This is a genomic window from Gelidibacter mesophilus DSM 14095, assembly GCF_000423005.1.
GTDB lineage: Bacteria > Bacteroidota > Bacteroidia > Flavobacteriales > Flavobacteriaceae > Gelidibacter > Gelidibacter mesophilus.
The window spans coordinates 50,337-65,600 of the sequence record NZ_AUHD01000005.1 but is presented as its reverse complement, the minus strand read 5'-3'; the positions used below and the strand labels follow the sequence as shown (position 1 = coordinate 65,600).

At 34.4% G+C, this 15,264-nt stretch carries 12 protein-coding genes; 8 read left to right on the top strand and 4 right to left on the bottom strand.

From position 1 onward, the window contains the following. Window positions 1-15: 15 nt before the first annotated feature. Window positions 16-3,093, bottom strand: coding sequence for a SusC/RagA family TonB-linked outer membrane protein (locus G525_RS0105700; RefSeq protein WP_084647712.1), 3,078 nt, complete (start codon window positions 3,091-3,093; stop codon window positions 16-18). A gap of 125 nt (window positions 3,094-3,218) precedes the next feature. Beyond that, entirely contained in the window at window positions 3,219-4,466 is a 1,248-nt protein-coding gene (locus G525_RS0105695) for a M14 family metallopeptidase (protein ID WP_035479136.1), read from the bottom strand. A 27-nt stretch (window positions 4,467-4,493) separates the two neighbouring features. Between G525_RS0105695 and pdxR the strand changes: the two genes are divergently transcribed. The 4 genes from pdxR (at window position 4,494) to istB (ending at window position 8,647) form a co-directional block, all read left to right on the top strand. Continuing rightward, window positions 4,494-6,038: a MocR-like pyridoxine biosynthesis transcription factor PdxR gene (gene pdxR / locus G525_RS0105690; protein ID WP_027125293.1), complete on the top strand. Its 1,545-nt coding sequence runs from the start codon at window positions 4,494-4,496 to the stop codon at window positions 6,036-6,038. Between the two features lie 315 nt (window positions 6,039-6,353). Next, window positions 6,354-6,854, top strand: a complete 501-nt coding sequence (locus tag G525_RS22650) for a helix-turn-helix domain-containing protein (RefSeq protein WP_245577737.1) — start codon at window positions 6,354-6,356, stop codon at window positions 6,852-6,854. 75 nt (window positions 6,855-6,929) lie between these two features. Beyond that, window positions 6,930-7,898: a Mu transposase domain-containing protein gene (locus G525_RS22645; RefSeq protein ID WP_245577736.1), complete on the top strand. Its 969-nt coding sequence runs from the start codon at window positions 6,930-6,932 to the stop codon at window positions 7,896-7,898. Window positions 7,899-7,915: 17 nt separating this feature from the next. Further along, window positions 7,916-8,647 (top strand): IS21-like element helper ATPase IstB, encoded by a 732-nt coding sequence (gene istB / locus G525_RS0105675; protein ID WP_027125292.1) that lies wholly within the window; start codon window positions 7,916-7,918, stop codon window positions 8,645-8,647. A gap of 31 nt (window positions 8,648-8,678) precedes the next feature. Here istB and G525_RS22010 read toward each other — a convergent pair whose 3' ends face one another. Continuing rightward, entirely contained in the window at window positions 8,679-8,855 is a 177-nt protein-coding gene (locus G525_RS22010) for a helix-turn-helix domain-containing protein (RefSeq protein ID WP_084647711.1), read from the bottom strand. A gap of 150 nt (window positions 8,856-9,005) precedes the next feature. Then, window positions 9,006-10,361, bottom strand: coding sequence for a site-specific integrase (locus G525_RS20370; protein WP_035479134.1), 1,356 nt, complete (start codon window positions 10,359-10,361; stop codon window positions 9,006-9,008). Between the two features lie 462 nt (window positions 10,362-10,823). On the opposite strand from G525_RS20370, the gene G525_RS0105660 reads away from it, so the two are divergent. The 4 genes from G525_RS0105660 to G525_RS20365 all read left to right on the top strand — a co-directional run bounded on the left by G525_RS0105660 (window position 10,824) and on the right by G525_RS20365 (window position 15,262). Beyond that, a complete protein-coding gene (locus G525_RS0105660) occupies window positions 10,824-12,074 on the top strand; it encodes a tyrosine-type recombinase/integrase (RefSeq protein ID WP_027125291.1) in 1,251 nt (416 codons plus the stop codon). Window positions 12,075-12,164: 90 nt separating this feature from the next. Continuing rightward, window positions 12,165-13,196, top strand: coding sequence for a hypothetical protein (locus G525_RS0105655; RefSeq protein WP_027125290.1), 1,032 nt, complete (start codon window positions 12,165-12,167; stop codon window positions 13,194-13,196). 76 nt (window positions 13,197-13,272) lie between these two features. Then, window positions 13,273-13,611 carry a helix-turn-helix domain-containing protein gene (locus G525_RS0105650; RefSeq protein WP_027125289.1) on the top strand — a complete coding sequence of 113 codons (339 nt, stop codon included), beginning with the start codon at window positions 13,273-13,275 and terminating at the stop codon, window positions 13,609-13,611. 172 nt (window positions 13,612-13,783) lie between these two features. Continuing rightward, window positions 13,784-15,262, top strand: coding sequence for a DNA primase family protein (locus G525_RS20365; RefSeq protein ID WP_051209819.1), 1,479 nt, complete (start codon window positions 13,784-13,786; stop codon window positions 15,260-15,262). Window positions 15,263-15,264: the final 2 nt, after the last annotated feature.

Below are 15,264 nucleotides of genomic sequence, written 5' to 3'. Positions count from 1 at the left end.
GTGCTTTTTAATGGATTAAAATGTCAATAATAAACTTAGTGCAATCCTTTTGGTGGATGGCAAATTATTTCTTCCCAAGCCACCGTCATTTTCTGGATCATAATTCACATATTTGGGAAAATTTGGCGCCTTAAACCAAAGGTTTCTCCCTACCAATGATAAGTCTAACTTATCGAATGGAAGATTACTTCCTTTTTTATTTATCAATGAATATCCAATAGAAAGTTCTCTTACACGAAATACAGAAGCATCCCACATACTCAAGTCATTGGGATTATAATAATTTGAAAAAGCAGTTCTTAATCCATTTAATTGAACGGTATTGGGAATAGAGTTACCATTGGGATCCAATAAAACATCACCGGTTGCATCATCGGCTAAGATACCAGGTATCACAAAAGATCCCTCTCGATTTTCTGTATCTCTAGTGACACCACGTTCAAGCATATCTTCTACAGAACGCGAAGAAATATCTCCACCATGACTATATTCTATTTGTGCTGACAACCTAAAATTCTTATAAGTAAATGTATTGATATTTGTCCACCTCCAATCAGCGTTGGGATCACCAATAACCCTATCATCCAAACCAATATCATCACTGGAAATAACTTCACCCACTCTAGTGCTGCCCCCATTCCCGCTTATTAAAAGATTACCATTATTATCCCTTAGTGCATAACTTCCAACAATAGCATTCAAAGGTTGACCTTCAACTGCCCATCGATCAGCAATTAAATTAATATTAGCCCCAGTAGCAGTAGTTTCAACCACTAAAGATTCTTCAGCAGTAAATAGGTTTCTCATATTCCATTGAAAATTCTCATTTTTAATGATATCAATTCCTAAATCAACTTCAATCCCCTTATTATCAACCCTTCCCAAATTGATAAACTGAATATCATAACCTGAAGAAGGCGCCAAAGGTGATGCAACAATCTGATCTTCTGACACCCTCTTATATAGCGATGTTTCCAAAGTCACACGGTTATTAAGTAATTTAGTTTCAATACCCACTTCAAACTCTTTATGCAACTCAGGTTGCAAATTGGGATTGGCAAATATTTTGTTAAATCTATTGGTTACAGGCAGGGAACCATCAGCCGAGGCAAACCTATTGGCATCAATGATCAATGTATTTCTTGTTCTATATGCTTCGGGAAAGCCCGAAGACGTAGCGTATGCACCTCTAATTTTTAAATAATTTATGACATCACTGCCAAAATTGAAAGCTGAAGTTGGGATGAAGGAAATGGACGCACCTGGATAAAATAAAGACTGATTACCGGATTCTACCGTACTTCCCCAATCATTTCTACCGGATAAGGTGGCATATAAATAGTTCTTATAGTCGAATTGAAGCTGACCGAAAACACCAGCCAAATTTTCATCTTCAGTTTCAAAATAAGATTGTGATGTGCTGTAGTTAGAGGGCCTTAAAAAATCATAAGTCAATTGTCCCTGAGAATCAGAAGACATAATCTTTGATTTTGACAATTTAGAATTTCCGCCTACCTGAGCTTCCAAACCTAATTCATTAGTCAAATCTTTGATGAAACCAACAATTATGGTTTGATCCACGACAACTTGTTTATTATAACCCATATTTAGATAACCTGTTCTGAATTCATCATTGAAATACCCACCCTTATTAGAATAATCGAAAGTATCAAACTGCTCACTATCATATCCAACCCTATAGATGACATTAAGATTATCATTAAGTTGATAGTTTGCGTTGACTGTCCCAAACACTCTTACCACATCATCAGTAATACCGGAATTATTTAATACCCACAACGGATTTGTATCATTTCTATAATAAACAGATTCCCCAGTAAAAGGATTTTGGTAGGGCAATTCTGTTAAATCAATATTCGTTGGAAGATAAAATATTCGTCTAAAAATTTCTTGTGATTGAACTCTGTCGGTTTTTCTTGTAGAATAATTCAATGTCGCCGAAAGAAGCAATTTTTCGCCTAATTTAGCATTACCACCAAGTCCAATATTGAAACGCTTCAAACTGTTATTGTCGATAATACCCTCTTCATCAGTATACCCAGCCGAAATGTTGAATCCTAAATTATCTTTTGTTGTTGAAACGGCAAGGGCGTATATTTTGCCGTAACCGTTATTAAATATATTTTTAACATGATCTTTTTTAGCAACATAAGGCACCATCACATCTTTATATTGAGGAAAAACTTCCCCCATATCTGCGTAGGGATGTGCTACCTCGTCAATAGAGGAGTAAGCCGGTCCATAATTGGATAAAAATGACGGGATATAACTACCTTCTTGTCCAGGACCGTATTTATTCTGGTATTCCGGCAATTGAGAAACTATATTCATATAAGAGGTGGTGGAAAACGTAGCCGTTGTTTTAGACATTCCTAATTCAGCATTTCCACTTTTGGTCTGAATTAATATGACGCCATTCCTACCTTCACTACCATAAAGAACGGCCGCATTAAAACCTTTTAATATGCTCATGCTTAAAATATCGTTAGCATCAATATCATTGATGTCGCCAGCAAACGGCACGTCATTGACCACTATTAAAGGAGAATTGGACTGCGTAAGCGATATTGAACCTCTAATTCTAATATTAGTAGTTGCCCCAGATTGTCCATTTGATTCTGAAATCGTAACACCGGTAATTTTACCTTGTAATGTTTTAGCTAAATTTGGTTCAGGACGATTTTCAACATCTTCAGGATCCAATTTAGCAATGGCATATCCTAATGCTTTTTTGGATTTTTTGATACCTTGGGCAGTAACCACTACTTCATCCAAAGATTGTGAATCTTCCAATAAGGTGATATTAATGACTGAGCGCTGATCAATCTTGACCTCTAGAGATTTAAAGCCGATATAGCTAAACACTAAAATATCGGTTTCTGCAGCATCAATAGAATAATTACCATCAATGTCCGTAGAAGTCCCATTTGAGGTCCCTTTAACTATAACATTTACGCCTGGCAGGGTCATCCCATTATCATCAACCACGGTACCCGTAACTGTATTTTGCGCATACAAAAGTGTGCTTAAGCACATAAAAATCACACCTAAAAGCCTTGTTTTATTACTCATGTTATTTTGATTGTTGATTAATTATTATATCTTACCTATTGAAGAAACAACCCTTGATTACGACGACTACAACTCATTTGGCCACTGTTCTTAAAATATATTGAAAACGCAATGAGAAAAATGATTCATTTAATTACTACAGCTTGATTTAAAATTTTCATCATTTGTTCCGCAGAGACTTTGCCAATTAATTGAATTTTATCTTTTGGGGTAGCATCGCCAATTTCATAAGTGATACCTACAGCATTATGCCCATACAAAAACCAACCTTTTGATACTGGCTTAGTGCTGTTACTTGATTTTTCATTCACTTTATAATCTGGTATATTTCTTTCTAGTGCAGTAAACCAATCATCAATGAAATTTGGAAGTGTCGTTGATTTCCTAATATCATTGGTATAGAAAACATCTTCATAGGTTGAATGAAAATCGAGTCCCAATAAAACTTTAGAATGATCCTTTTTTAAAGCAGTCGCTATAAATTGCACTGCCTGTTTAATTTCTGATTGGTTGTACTTAGACCAATCCCTATTGGTATCAATACCATTCGCATTATGCCTCCAATGTCCTAAATCAACTCCATCGGGGTTCATTATAGGAAAGGCCAATACTCGGTATTTATTTAAAAATGTAGCAGCCAAATCAGAATCATCAAGAATCGTTTTCAAAAATTCCTGAAAGGCGTAATAGCCTGTTACTTCAGGTGGGTGCTGTCTCGTGAGCAGCACCACGATGTCCTTCCCTTTTTTGTCTCCTTTATAAATATCTAAAACAGGTAAACCTATACCAAGTGTTGATTTACCATAACTTTTTAATCTTACATAATCTTTACCTTCAATAGTCTTGGAGACCCATAAATTGACATCATTTGAGGATTGAATTTCCTGCGCTGAAATCGTTATTGGTGTATCAGTCAAATTAAGTTTTATGGTAAAAATAGAATCATTTTTGTAGACACGGGAAGAATCTAGCACTCTCCAATTACCATTTTCCTTTATCTTTGGCATATATCTATGCTTGTAGTATTCTGGATAATTAAATTCAAAATAAAAGGATCGAGCATTTTTTGACCAAGCTTTAAAAGCGTAATAAGCACTATTATTTATAGGTGAATTCTCTGGCTTTATTATCACTATCGCAGTACTATCATTTTTTCTTTCAAATCCATTCAAACGAGCACCAGTAAATTCATTGCTAACATAAACCCCATCGTCTTCCAATTTATACGTTTTTTTAATCTGAAAATCAATGGGTTTTGAGGTCGTGTCTACAAGACTTTCAAAATCAACAGTCTTAATGGCTGAACAGCCACTTAAAACAAGCGCCAAGATTAAAAGACTAGAAAATTGGTACCTTAAGATTTGTTTTATCATATACTTCTGTTAAAAAACTCATTAACTATGTTAAAAGTAGTTAAGGTTACAATATATTGCACATACCAATTTTTAATAAATACATATACCAATTTGCATTTCAACATTAAAAATATTCTTTTGAATTACGGTTTTAAGGTTTCTAATTCTAACAATAACATATACTTACCCCTATATAAGTCACTAAAAAGTGCAATTATTAAAAAAGGCTTAGAAGAAAACCTAAAACTACCTCCAACTCGCGTTTTGGCAAAAGATTTAGGTATCTCTAGAAGTACTGTTGTTAAAGCTTATAATTTATTGACATTGGAGAAATTTGTGGATGCTATTCCTGGATCAGGATATTATGTTGTTTCGCTAAAAAGTCAAAATACTGAAGATAATTTTAAAAGCCATCTCAATAATGGGGGTTATCCAAAAAAGTCCATGATTGCGCAATCATTTGACAAGAACCTTCAAATTCTATCCACTGCTAAAAGAGGAGTTGCATTTAGGCCGGGACTTCCGCCGTTGGATGTTTTTCCGGTTCAGCATTGGAAAAAGTTATCTAATGACTATTGGAGAACAGTAAGAGCATCTGAGTTATCATACTCAAGTGCATTGGGGCTGGAGTGCTTAAGGAGAAATATTGCTGATTATCTAAAAATATATAGAAGTATTAACTGTAGTTACTACCAAATTGTTATTACCACTGGATCTTTACATTCCTTATATTTAATTGGAAGTGCATTGATTGACCCAAATGATGACGTAGTTATGGAAAATCCGACATACCCCTACGCTTACAATCTTTTTGACAATTTAAAAGCTAGCATTCATTTATCTGAAATAGACGAGGAAGGAATAGAAATAACAGGGTTACGATGCACAAATCCAAAACTAATATATACAACCCCTTCAAACCAATATCCGAAAGGTATTAAGATGAGTTTAAAACGACGAATGGAACTACTTAAATGGGCATCCAGTAACAGTTCAATAATTATAGAAGATGATTATGATCATGAATTTAGCAATTTGGAGAATCCGATTTCATCACTATTCAGTCTGGATAAACAAGAACGAGTGTTCTACTTAGGGACTTTTAATAAACTCTTGCATCCCTCCATCCGAATTGGCTATATGATTGTGCCAAACTATCTTATAGATACTATTAGGGCATTAACCGAACAATCTACCCGATTTGTTTCCCCATCAATCCAAAATACGCTAAGCAATTTTATTGAAAAAGATTATTTAAACAAACATCTTAGAAGAGTTTTAGAGGTGTCAATGGATCGTAAATCATTCTTTCTAAATTATTTCAAAAACATATTCAGCAATGACATTAGAATTAGTCCTTACAATTCAGGGTTACATCTTATTGGAAAATTACCGTTGCAAATAAAGGATAAGAAGTTCTCTGAAGCTTTATTAAAAAAAGGAATCATTGCACATCCATATAGCAAATACTTCATGAATAACAAACCTGAAAACGGTCTAGTATTGGGCTATGCTTCTGTGAACAAAAAAGTAATAAGAGACACTATAGATCGCATGAATAAAGAGTTCGAGAATTTTAAAATTGGTTAAATTTTTTCATAAGTTTTGAAGAAAACTAAAATCTTTCCGCCAGATTGGTTTACAGAAAAAAAAAAAAAAAAAAAAAAATTAATTGTCAATCAACGAAACAACTAAAAACCCCACATCATCTCTAATCTGATTTTTCGCTCATTATCTTATTCAACTTCATAAGCTGCAAACAACGGGCATAGTATACCACCTCCAGCGGATTAAACTGAGCATAGCACAGCGGGTGAAAGTGAACCACCTTGAGCGGATGAAAGTGAACCACTAAAAATCGATTCTATTTGTACAGCTTTAAATATCTTTTTAGAAAAAGATATTATGGCAAACACACAAATAGATATGCGAAAAATAAAACAGATTTTTAAACTTTACAGCGAAGGCATAAGCAAGCGCAAAATAAGCCTGGTCACAGGGCTATCGCGCAATACGATCACCAAGTATATTGACTTTTTTAAGCGTTATCAGCTTACCAACTACGAAGTGTCTGCCATGACACTTGAAGAACTGAATAATCTCTTTAAAACCGACCAGAAAGACAAGAGTCCACAGTTACTGACCTTAGAAACATACTTCCCCTATTTTGATAAAGAGCTCCGCAAAACGGGGGTTACAAAAGAGCTGCTCTGGCAAGAATACTATGCCAAACATCCAGATGGTTACAAAATCTCCCAGTTTAGGTATTGGTATCGGGAATGGGCGAAAGAGGTGTCTCCCGTGATGCACTTTACCCATAAAGCTGGCGATAAGCCTTTCATCGACTTTACAGGAAAAAAGCTCTCCATTGTAGATCGTCATACAGGAGAAATACAAGACCTGTAGGTCTTTGTCTGTGTTCTGGGCAGTAGTCAATACACCTATGTAGAAGCCTGTGAGAGCCAAAAGAAAGAAGATTTTATGGCCTGCGTTGAAAATGCAATTTGGTTTTACGGTGGCGTGCCCGAGGCTTTGGTCCCCGATAATTTAAGGGCTGCCGTAACCAAGAGCAGTCGATATGGGCCCAAGGTAAATGAAGACTTTGCCGACTTTGCAGCGTATTACGAAACAGCTGTATTGCCCACCAGGGCGTATAAACCCAGGGACAAGGCCATTGTTGAAAATGCTGTGCGCATTATATATACCCGTGTATTTTCACCACTGCGCAACCAGACCTTCCATACCAAGTCTGAACTTAACAAAGCCATCTTAGAACAGCTTAAATTGCATAACAACATGTCTTTTAGAGGACGGGAATACTCACGCTATTCTTTGTTTGAAGAGATTGAAAAACACCAACTCAAAGCACTCCCATCAAAACGCTATGAGATCAAACGTTCTGCAAATGCAACGGTCCATAAAAATAGCCATATCTACTTCGGAAAAGATAAACACTATTATAGCGTGCCCTATCAACATATAGGCAAGCGGGTCAAGGTTATTTACTCAGATAGTACTGTAGAGGTTTACCATCAGCAAGAACTACTTACAGTCCACACAAGAGCAAAACAAAAATATGGGTACACCTCCATAAAGGAGCATATGCCTTCCCACCATCGTTTTGTCAGTGAATGGAGCAGTGAAAAATTTATTGCCTGGGCTGCTCAGGTAGGAGACCACTGCAAAGTACTGATCATTAAAATACTCGATAAAAAACAACACCCTGAGCAATCCTATAAATCATGTCTGGGCATATTGCACCTTACCAAAAAAGTGGGCAATGTACGATTGGACAATGCCTGTAAACGCGCTCTGGATTATGGTGCGCACAATTATAACATTATAGAACGTATCCTTAAAAACGGATGGGACACTTTAGATGAAGATATCGAACAGCAAACAGAAATCCCCAACCATAACAATATCAGGGGCAGTAATTATTATAAATAAATTTAAAACCATAAACAATGAACACACAAACATTAGAACACATGAAACAGTTGAGGCTATACGGTATGTACAGAGCCTTCGACGGGAGCTTGTCCCCACAGAACATTACCTACACCAATGATGAACTGGTAGCGTATCTCATCCAAAGTGAATGGGACGATCGGCAGAACCGAAAGATAGAGCGCTTAACAAAAGCGGCACGTTTTAGGTACAGTGCCGTTATGGAAGCTATCGATTATGATGCCTCAAGATGCTTGGATAAAAATCAAATACAACGCTTCTCAAGTTGTGATTTTATAACACAAAAACAGAACATACTCATTACTGGAAGTACAGGCGCGGGGAAAAGCTACATGGCATCAGCGATTGGCCATCAAGCTTGTTCATTGGGCCACAAAGTGATGTATTTTAATACCAATAAACTCTTTACCATGCTAAAAACATCAAAAGCCGATGGTTCCTATCTAAAGCAGATCAATAAACTGGAAAAACAAGATCTGCTCATCTTGGATGACTTTGGACTTAAAGCTTTGGATAGTATCAACAGGCATTCTTTTATGGAAATTATAGAGGACAGACATGGCAAACACAGTATTATCATCGCCTCCCAATTACCGGTTGAAGCATGGCACGAAATTATTGGAGAGCAGACCATTGCAGATGCTATTTTGGATCGCCTGGTGCACACAGCTCATAGAATAGATATTAAAGGAGAATCCATGCGTAAAAAACTAAAAAATAATCACTAATTTTAACCACAGATGAATCGATTTTGAGCACTTACTTTGCTATGCTCACTTTCATCCGCTGCGAGTGGTTCACTTTGTCCGTCCTATCCATGTTCTGTTCTATTTTTCGAATTACGGTCAATGCCACCCCTGCCTTGTCTGCAAACTCTTCTTGAGTGAGATAAACTTCCTTCCGTCGTGTTTTAACAAAATCTGACAGCTCTTCCATTATATGTAATTAAGTATAATTATAATTAAAAGTACTAAATAATATGTAAATGCATATAATAATAATAAAATTCTTGTTTATATATGCTATTGCATATATAAAGTTTTTGGTTTGAGATTATAATTATTAATCCCATTAGTCGCAATAGAGCTATTCGTTAAGCACATTGTTCAACTTCTTAAGAAGCTCTTCCTTACTCATATGGGAATAGTTTTTCTTTTCAGCCGCAATAATCTTTTCCCGTAAATGCATAAGTTCTTTTTCCTCTTCAATTTTTCTCGCCTTTTCATTGAGTCTTTCTTGAACGGCATCCATATCTGATTTTATCTTGTGATCCATGACACGAGCATAAATTTGAGTTGTCGTTATTTTTGAATGTCCCAATATTTTAGAAACGGTTTCGATTGGCATTCCGTTGCTTAATGCCACTGTTGTAGCAAACGTATGCCGTGCCATGTGAAAGGTTAGATTTTTTTCAATTCCGACTTCCTTGGCAATTTCTTTCAAATAGAGATTCGCCTTCTCATTGGTTATTGATGGTAAAAGCTTACCCGTAAACTGTGTCACTGGATGCGCCTCATACTTAAGTAGAATCTGTTCTGCACGAAATAACAATGGAATCTTGATTTTAGTATTTGTTTTTTGCCTAAACGTTGTAATCCATTTATGACCTTTATCATCGCCAATCCAAACATTTTTCTTTGTCAAATTCCGAATATCCACATAAGAAATGCCTGTATAGCCGCTGAAAACAAAAAGATCTCTTACACGGTCCAAACGGTCAAGTTCAAAATGATGTGTGGCGAGTTTTGAAAGCTCACTATCAGATAGGAATTCTCTATCCACCTTATCAAATGAAGATTTCCATCTTCGAAAAGGGTCATCTTTAATCCATTCAAGATTATAGGCAAGCGTTACAATCTTTCTTAAGCGCTGAATGTGTTTGGTAACTGTATTATGGCTCATCGCCTTGGGATGACCCTTAGGATAATAAGCATTAAGGAAATTCTCAAAATCACATAAGAACTCATAGTTCAAAACTGAAAGAGCAATATCAGTGAGGTGCTTATTCTTTAGAAATCGTTCCACATACCCTTCAGTAACCTTGAAATTTCTGATAGACCCAACTGCATGAGTATTTTCAATTTTTTTAGAGTGATAATCAATAAGCTCCTTAAGAGTATGACCAAATGAGCCTTCGTTTAAAAAAAGATTTTTAATTGCTTTACTTGTCACGGGACTTCCATTGTCACGAAGTTCTTGATAGCAAGTAAAAAGTTTAGCTCTTGATAAATCTAAATAGCGATTGAAATCTTTAGCTTTTTGTGAATTGCCGTGATGCTTTTGGTTTTTTTCATCCCATTGCTCAATATCCAACTTTCGCTTCAGACTGATACTTGATCTTTTTTGGTCAACATTAACCCTGCCATAGATTAGCCCTTCTCCATTTATGGATTTCTTTGTATCCATCCAAAATTGGATGGAGAATGTTTTTGAAGTACGCATAACTTTGGTATTAAATTAAACTTGAATTACTACGAAAGTCGAATCAAACTTAACCGAACAACCAAAATTCAACCTTAAGCTGAATTTCATCGTGGTAGCTAAGCTACCATTTTTAATCCGAAGTTGCCTAATAGCTACCATAAGCTACCATAAAACATCAAATTATATGAATTCCTAAAAATGAAGAAACCGCGCAAATCCTAGGATTTGCGCGGTTTTGTTGCTATTTGTAATAGCTTAGAGTGACCTCGACTGGATTCAAACCAGTAACCTCTTGAGCCGTAATCAAGAGTCCCTGTATTTGTTCATTACCTGAATATTACCTAAATACTCCAAAACCCCTTTATTTACAGGCAAATCAATAATATCACAGAAATACAATACCTGTTCATTACTCTTTAATACCATTAAAAGTGTGAAAATAGTGTGAATACCTATATCTTTGATTTAAACAAAAAAGGGATGACTTACAATATTTCAATTTATCACGAAACAAGAAGAATTAAAGAAAATGGTAAATATTCAGTTAAACTAAGGGTTTATAACAAACATGAAAATGTTAAAAAAGTAAGATACTTCACCACTGGAATTGACTTAACAGAAAAGGAGTTTGAAACCATCTGGTTAAATCCAGAAAATAAAAAATTAAGAGCCACGAACAAAGAAATAGAATTAAAGTTAAAGGCTATTGAAAAAAGAGCGAATGATGAAGCCAAAGCAATGTCAGTTTTTGATTTTTCTAAATTTGAATCAAAGCTGTTTCGCAAATCAACTGATAAAAATAATATAAAATATCATTTCAATTTAGTCATCGATAAACATATAAGTAATGACAAAATTGGCACAGCAGAAAGTTATAGATACACCCTTAACTCTCTAGCAAATTTTAGCGAGGATAAAAAGAAATGCAGTATTGACAAACTATCCTTCAATGACATTACCGTTGATTGGCTAAAGGACTATGAAAAATTTATGATTGGCAATGGCAAAAGCTATACTACGGTAGGAATTTACACGAGAACACTAAGAGTGGTCTTTAACAATGCTATTGAAGAGAATGACATAAGCATTGATATATACCCCTTTGGAAAAAACAAATATAAAATACCTCGTACCAAAAAGGTGAAAAAAGCATTAAATAGTTTCGAACTTAAAACGTTGTTTAATGCAAAAGCTGCAAATGACAAGGAAGAAGAGGCGAAGAATTTTTGGTTTTTTAGCTATGCTTGCAATGGCATGAACTTAAAAGATATCGCCTTACTTAAATATTCAGATATCGCCAATAATAAATTCACTTACTACAGAGCAAAAACTTTTGATAAATCTTCAGAAAAAACAGAAATCACAATTTATTTAACCGACTTCACAAGCAGTATAATAAAGAAACATGGCAATAAAAAGAAAGATGGCTTCGTATTTAACATTGTAACGCAATCAGAAAACAGCGAAACCCAATACAAAAAAATAAAAAATTTCAATCGCTATATAAATGACCATATTAAAAGAATCGCAACATCAAACAATTTATCTTCAGATTGCAGTTTCTATTGGGCAAGACACTCATTTGCAACAAATTCAATTCGAAAAGGAGCATCAATGGAATTTATTAGTGAAGCCTTAAATCATAGTGACCTCAATGTAACCAAGAATTATTTTGCAGGTTTTGAAGATAAAGCAAAGAAGGAATTTGCGAATTCTTTACTAGATTTTTAAAATAAAGTTTGTTTTTAGAACTGCATTTGCTACACTTACTACATTAATATTGTTGATTTAAATAAAGAAATAAGATTCGAAAAAAATTACATGAAAGATATATTGATCGACATAAAGCTTATAGACCAATTAAAAAATATTAGTGGTTTTTTTAATTGGTCTAGCAACAAAACCAGCATTATAGTCCCTTGGGATTTTATGCATGAAATTTTATTTGATAACAATTCCATTGACAAAAGCATCACGGAATTTTATTTTAAATCAACTCGAAAACTATTAGAAAAAAAAAGTTGCAGAAGTAAAGCAATTGATAATGATTTAGAACATTTACTATATTCACCTTACCCATTTATTATTGAAGGAGCTTTCTTTAGTAGAGAAAGCTTGTGCAACAAGTTAAATGGAGTTGTTCAAAACAACTTCGACATGCATCTCAATGGGAAAAAAAATATAAAAACTTTTTTGGACTTAAAACCGTATTTTACTGAATATGCAGAAGGATTTAGAAAAGGATTTAATGAATTTGAAAATGATAAGATAAAACCACACTTACCAATGTTCGCAAACAGAGAGGATTTTTCTTATAAAGTATTTGAATATTTAACACGAAATAAAACCTGGACTAATCGCGGAGGATTTACACTGTTGAGAGAAGCAAACACGCATAAAATATATAGTGCTTTTAACGATGGTCAACTTGAAGGCTACTATTACAAAGCATGGTGCATTATTTTTTCGCAAAACCGTCTTTTTGCACCATTATTTCAGAAACATTCTTATAGCGCCAATTTTAAAGTTGAATCAAAGGCTAAAGCTAAGCTAACAATACACCAAATCGCTTTAATATGTGTCTATGAAAATATTACAGTAACTAGAAAAAACTGTAATAAAATTATAGAATCTTTTGGCTTGTCATCTGGAGAAGCTCTTTACCAAAAATTTAGATATTATACTTCTCAATCAAATAGGACAGGAATAGATGATAATAGTACATCAAAAAAAGTTAAAAATAAAATAAGATTACATGAAATTGTAATCGAAAATATTTCTAACGACCACACAGAGAAGGCTGTAAGAGAGCTAAAGCTAATAAAAGAACGAGCAAAAAAGTATAATTACTAACATTTGTAACCGATTACAACTGGTTACCCTCTTCACTTACATCACATCTTTGTAGCGAACTTAAAAACACTACAAGATGGAAAATCCATTTAAACTTATTGAATCAAGATTAAGAAACATTGAAGACTTAATACTTGACCTAAAAGACTCATCAAGGTTGCCTACATTAGTAATTTCTGAAGATGAAGATCCTAAAGACATTAACCAAATAGCCAAACTAACAGGTTACAAGCCGAAAACTATTTATGAGTTTTGTAGAAAAAAAACTATTCCATACCACAAAAAAAACGGCAGAAGTTTCTTCTTCAAGTCTGAAATAATTGAATGGATCCAGTCGGGTGAGCAAAAAACCATTAAGGCAATAGAATCTGAGACTGATGAGTTTTTTGCTTCTAAAAAGAAAAGGTTGAAGTAATGATAGAGCATTACAACAACCTTCGAAAAATTCAAGCACAAGATAACAAATCAAACTCACAAACCGAAATAGAGAATAATTCTTTTTTGAAACATCTCTATAACGAACCAATTAAACTAAGTCTTACAGTTGGGGCTTTGAGAATCCTTGTATATAAATATATGGCAATCATATGAGCGCACATATATCTACTATTAGTATTGAAGAGATACTGAATGAAAACGGAACTCTTTTGAAATCAGTTAATGATTCCTCAGAAAGAACAGTAAGAAACCGAGTTAATGACATTCTAGAAAAAATAATCGATTGCATTAGGCCTGTTGATTTTAGAGAATATTGTGATCAACCAGAGGGCCAAGGTAAACTTCAAAAAAAACATTTTTTGGTTTCTTGTGTAGAGATATTATTAAAAGTGGTAGATGATAATGGCTATAGCTTTTGTCGTAAAAATAATTCAATCTATTTATTTAATTCCCAATATTGGGAAGTTATAAGCGAAAACAACTCCAAAGACTTCTTAGGAGATGTCGCCTTAAAAATGGGCATTTATAAATTCGATGCTAAATATCACATTTTCAAGGATGATTTGCATAAACAATTTCTATCTGATGCTCGATTAAAAGAAGCTGAGAACAAAAGCAACACTACTCTAATAAATCTGAATAACGGAACTTTTGAAATAACATCTAGGAAACAAATTTTAAGACCTTTCGATAAGTCAGATTTTTTAACCTATCAACTGCCGTTCGACCATAATAGCGAAGCGGAAGCACCCCAATTTAAAAAATTTCTAGATAAAGTGCTGCCAGAAATAGAGTTGCAAAACATATTGGCGGAATATCTAGGATATATATTCGTAAAAAACAGTGTCTTAAAACTGGAAAAAGTTTTGCTTTTATTCGGATCTGGCGCCAACGGCAAGAGCGTTTTGTTCGAAATACTGATGGCATTGTTAGGCAGTCAAAATGTTACAAATTTCTCTCTAAACAGATTAACTGACGACCAAGGAAACTCAAGAGCTCAATTAGGTAATAAACTCCTTAACTACTCCAGTGAAATCAACGGAAAGCTAGAAAGTAGTATTTTCAAACAGCTGGTTTCAGGAGAGCCTGTAGAAGCAAAGTTACTATATAAGGACACTCAGATTATCACTGATTATGCCAAATTAATGTTCAACTGCAATGAGCTACCTAAAGAAGTTGAAAATACCAATGCGTTTTTCAGAAGGTTTATAATTCTTCCATTCAGAGTCACTATACCTTCTCAAGACCAAGACAAGGAACTTTCAAAAAAAATCATAAAAGATGAACTATCCGGAGTATTTAACTGGGTATTAAACGGATTATCTCGACTGCTTAAAAATAAAGACTTTACTCAAAGTAAAATAGTACAAGATGAAGTTTTACAATACCAAAAAGAAAGCGATAGTGTATTAATGTTTTTAGAAGACGAAGGATACGAGGTCTCTATGCATAAAACCAGACCGCTCCAGGAAGTTTACTTCGAATATGAAAACTATTGTAGGATGAATCAGTATAGTATTTATTCTAGTCGAAAATTCTCACGTAATCTAAAGAAAATCGGATTCAAGTTAGGAGAGAGAAAAAGTTATGGATACCCTCTTTTTATTGAACAAAACACAACTCATTAAAA

Excerpts from the sequence above, each read along its gene's own strand:
- G525_RS0105700 (WP_084647712.1), bottom strand. The coding sequence starts at position 3,093 with ATGAGTAATAAAACAAGGCTTTTAGGTGTGATTTTTATGTGCTTAAGC.
- G525_RS0105695 (WP_035479136.1), bottom strand. The coding sequence starts at position 4,466 with ATGATAAAACAAATCTTAAGGTACCAATTTTCTAGTCTTTTAATCTTG.
- pdxR (WP_027125293.1), top strand. The coding sequence starts at position 4,494 with ATGTTAAAAGTAGTTAAGGTTACAATATATTGCACATACCAATTTTTA.
- G525_RS22650 (WP_245577737.1), top strand. The coding sequence starts at position 6,354 with ATGGCAAACACACAAATAGATATGCGAAAAATAAAACAGATTTTTAAA.
- G525_RS22645 (WP_245577736.1), top strand. The coding sequence starts at position 6,930 with ATGGCCTGCGTTGAAAATGCAATTTGGTTTTACGGTGGCGTGCCCGAG.
- istB (WP_027125292.1), top strand. The coding sequence starts at position 7,916 with ATGAACACACAAACATTAGAACACATGAAACAGTTGAGGCTATACGGT.
- G525_RS22010 (WP_084647711.1), bottom strand. The coding sequence starts at position 8,855 with ATGGAAGAGCTGTCAGATTTTGTTAAAACACGACGGAAGGAAGTTTAT.
- G525_RS20370 (WP_035479134.1), bottom strand. The coding sequence starts at position 10,361 with ATGCGTACTTCAAAAACATTCTCCATCCAATTTTGGATGGATACAAAG.
- G525_RS0105660 (WP_027125291.1), top strand. The coding sequence starts at position 10,824 with ATGACTTACAATATTTCAATTTATCACGAAACAAGAAGAATTAAAGAA.
- G525_RS0105655 (WP_027125290.1), top strand. The coding sequence starts at position 12,165 with ATGAAAGATATATTGATCGACATAAAGCTTATAGACCAATTAAAAAAT.
- G525_RS0105650 (WP_027125289.1), top strand. The coding sequence starts at position 13,273 with ATGGAAAATCCATTTAAACTTATTGAATCAAGATTAAGAAACATTGAA.
- G525_RS20365 (WP_051209819.1), top strand. The coding sequence starts at position 13,784 with ATGAGCGCACATATATCTACTATTAGTATTGAAGAGATACTGAATGAA.